Below are 4,152 nucleotides of genomic sequence, written 5' to 3' on the forward strand. Positions count from 1 at the left end.
GACCTTCAAGAGCAAATGAAAATATAAAAGTTGCAAATATTCCTGATAACAATTTTAGTTTTTTAATCAATAATTTAACTAAATCTCCTGGAAATTCTATTCAAACTTTAGGCAAAAAATTTACATTTAAAGAAAATCTTGAATATCAAAATAATAAAACTGAATGAAATGCAAATGAAGATGTTAAAGTTGATTTGATTATTGATCAAAAAGAAATTCCAAATCGTTTATATAAAGAAAAAATTCGATTAGTATTTAGTTACAAAACAGTTGATGGTCACATTCAAACAGTTACAACTGATGAAATTGCTCTTGAAGATGGCACAAATGATACTTTAAATCAAAGAAGAATTAATTTTACAATTAAAGCAAATGAACTTAAAGCAAATCGCTTGTATACTTTTGCTAAAGTTGAAAAATATAATAGTTCAACTCAAATTTGAGAAAAACTTGATGATGACAAAGAGAACAATCCAACAATTGTAAAGGGTGATTTTAAAGTTAAACCATCAATTACTGAAGCTTTTAAAGTTAATTCTGCAAAATTTATTAAAGATAAAACAAATATTACTAGAGCATTTGCTAATTTATGAATTGAAGATATTGATAATGTTTTAAGTGTTAAGGATGATTTGAATTTGACTATTAAATACATTATTGAAGGTGATGATGTTGAAAAAGTTGGATCAAATCCTCATTTAGTTATTGATGATAATAATTTAAAACAAATAATATTTGAAGTTAATGATTTCAACATAAATAAAACATACAAAATAAAAACTGTTAAATATGTTTCTTCAATTGATAAAAATAAAAATACTTTAACAATTGGGGCTTATCCTGAAAAAGATGAATTAATTTTCACAATCGCAAATAAAGAAATTAAAATTGAAAATGCAAATGTTGAAATTTTTGAAACAACTAATTTACATGCAACTAAAAATGAAAAAGAAATTACTGCAAGTTACAATTTAAAATCAAACTATATTACTTTATTTGATAATGAGGAAATAAATAATTTTAATGTAATTGCTCATTTTAAAGATCTAAAAAATCAAAATATTTATACTGATGTTATTGCAATTGATTCAAATAATAATTTTAGTTTTTCATTAAATGAATCAAAAAATATTCAATTTAATCATAAATATACACTAAAAAATATTTATGCAGGAACAAAAGAACAATTAAATAAGGCAATAATAGATAATAATTTTGATTCACTTGCGAAATTAAATATTGATCATTTAACAAAAGAAGTTATTACAGAATCAAATCCCACAAGTGTTAGCATTGAAAATGTTTTTGTTAATTTAGATGAAAATAATAAAGCAAAATTAATTTTAAATTTAAACTCAAAAGATGGGTATTTTAATACAAACCAACAGGTTAAGGTTTCAATTAAACAATCAACTAATAAAAACATCGTGAAAGAACATGTTTTTAATCTATCAGAAGTAAGTGATGATAAAACAAATGCTAAAATTGAAGCAGAGTTTAATAATTTAAAAGAAGAGACTATATATCAAATTAATAAGATTATTTTCAATAATGAAATTAATGATTTAGCAAAACAACCAATTTTAGTTCATGAAAATTATCAAGATATTGATCCAAATCTTGATTACTTTTTTGAATTTACAACTAAACAAAATCAGTTTAAGATAAACAAAATTACATTTGTTAATGATCAAAACATAGCAAAAGATAATTCAAAATATTTATCATCTGAAAATGTGTATTTTAATTTAAACTATGAAAAATCAGTAGAAAGATTTAATAATAAAAAAGTTAAATTAATTTTTAAATTTAATGATTTAGATAATGATGGTGATCTTATTGAAAGAGAAATTGAAACAATATCATCAAATGCAATTACATCAAATAATCAAACTCTAAATTTTGAAATTTCAAATTCAAAACTTACCAAAAATAGAGAATTTACATTTAAAAAAGCTCTTTATGAGTCAACTAATGGTATATGAAGTGATTTTGATACTAATACAAATTTAACTATTTTACATAATAAAAAATTTCAAATTAGTCCAAGTCAATCTTTATGATTTATAAAACCTGAATTTGTTAAAAATGAGTCAAATATTGATAAATTAATTGTAAAAATAACTGTTAATGATCTTGATAATGTTTTAGGTAAAAATACAAATACTAAATTTAAATATAAAGACTTATTAGCTCCAAATGTTTTTGTAAATGCTGATAATTTAAAATTTATAAAAGAAAATAATCAAAAAATATTTAAATTTGAGATTTTAAATCCTATTTTAGATCATGAATATAAAATTGCAAATTATGAAATAGATTATGTTAATGAAGTTGCATTTTCAAAATATCTTTCAGATGAAACACTTCCAAATAAAATTGAAGATATAACCATAAATCAAGAAGTTGATAAGCAGTTATCAATCGTAGAAACAACCCAATTATCATCACATGCAAGCGAACCAATTATTAGCGCAACATATAATATAAATTCAAATATTGCATTTCTTTATACTAATGATAAAACTACGAAAGCTCATTTTGTAGTTCATTTTACTAATGAACAAAACGAAGATATTTATAGTGATGTTATTGAAATTGATGAAAACAATAATTTAAATATTTTTTTAGATCATTCTAAAAACATAACCTTAGCAAACACTTATACCTTACAAAATATTTATTTAGCTAAAAAAGAAATTTTAGATAATTCAATTAAAAGTAAGAATTTTAATAATCTTTTAAAGATTAATATTGAAAATTTAAATAAACAAGTGAGTACAAAATTATTTAATTTAGATGAAATTTTCAAAAGCATAACTCCAGAATTTAAACAAAATTTTGAACTTAGAAATAAACAAAAAATTACTCTTTCATTAGTAAATGATATAAATAAAATTCCACAATTGTGACAAAATAAAAAAGTTGTTCTTGAATACAGATCAAAAAATTTTGATGAAAAAATTTATTTTGCTAAAGATTTAAGTTCAAATGACTTTATTGTTCAAAACAATCAAATTGAAATTAATGATATTGAATTAATTGATGGAATCATTAAAAAATCTCGTTTATATAGTTTGCAAAATATTTATTTTATGGAACAAAATTTGGAAATTAATAATACAAATTTATCACAAGAAATTTCAATAAAAAATAATACTAAATTTATTAATGACACTTTTTCAAATGTAATTGATCAAGCTTCTTTTACAACAGAAAAATCTCAGAATAATCTTGATGCAACAATGCAAATATTAGATTCACCTTCACTTAATCAAGTTAAGTTAAAATTTACAATTATTGATAAAGATAACATTTTAATTAATAATAATTATCAAGTTGAATTAAACACAACTCTTAAAACGTTAACTGCAAATAATAAAAACAAAAAATTTATAGGAGTTACTACAATTGAAAATAATCAAAAAGTAGTTGAATTTGTTGTTGATGATGTATTTTTAAACAAGGAAAATATTGCTGATAATTTAATTATTAAAAATTTAACAACAACAGAAGGTATTGAAAATAAAAAAATTATTATAAATCAATTTTTTACTAACAAAATTGCTATTAAATTAAAATCTGGAGGATATAATCCAGAATTAATAAATACTGATCAAATAAATAATAATTCAATTAACTCAACATATAATTTAGAAATAGAAATTTCAGAAAACTTAAACAATATCAAAAACAATTTAAGATTTATTGGACAAATTATTCAATCTCAAGTTAGTGATAATAGAAACACTCAAGCATTAATAATAAATTCAGGTTCAAGTGTTCAATTAAATGACAACAATGTTACAATAGTTTTTGATAATTTAGTTTCAAATAGAAAATATAGAAATTTTGATTTATTTGTTGATGTTAATGAAAATGTTTCTACAAACAATAAAAATAGTATTATTCAATCAAATTCAGCTTTTAGTGTACTGGTAAATGAATTTGCAACCCCAGCTAAATTAACTAGTGTTGAATTAGTTGAAGAGATTAATACTTTGGATAAATTAAAGTTAAAATACAAAATTTCTTCATTAGATGAAATTTTAGTTGATAAAGATATATTAAATCTTACTTTAACTCCAACTAATAACAAGCGTAGATATTTCTTTGAACAAAATAAACAATTAGTTAAAGAAGGAAATGAGT

General features: G+C 20.9%; 1 protein-coding gene. It reads left to right on the forward strand.

Annotated elements, in window-relative coordinates; all coding sequences use genetic code 4:
* Positions 1 to 4,152: RNA polymerase beta'' subunit family protein (locus tag U744_RS04720; protein WP_036432119.1), on the forward strand; the 4,152-nt coding region annotated here is incomplete at both ends.

The sequence above is a fragment of the Mycoplasmopsis cricetuli ATCC 35279 genome (assembly GCF_000526955.1).
In the GTDB taxonomy this organism is placed as follows: Bacteria; Bacillota_I; Bacilli_A; order Mycoplasmatales; family Metamycoplasmataceae; genus Mycoplasmopsis; species Mycoplasmopsis cricetuli.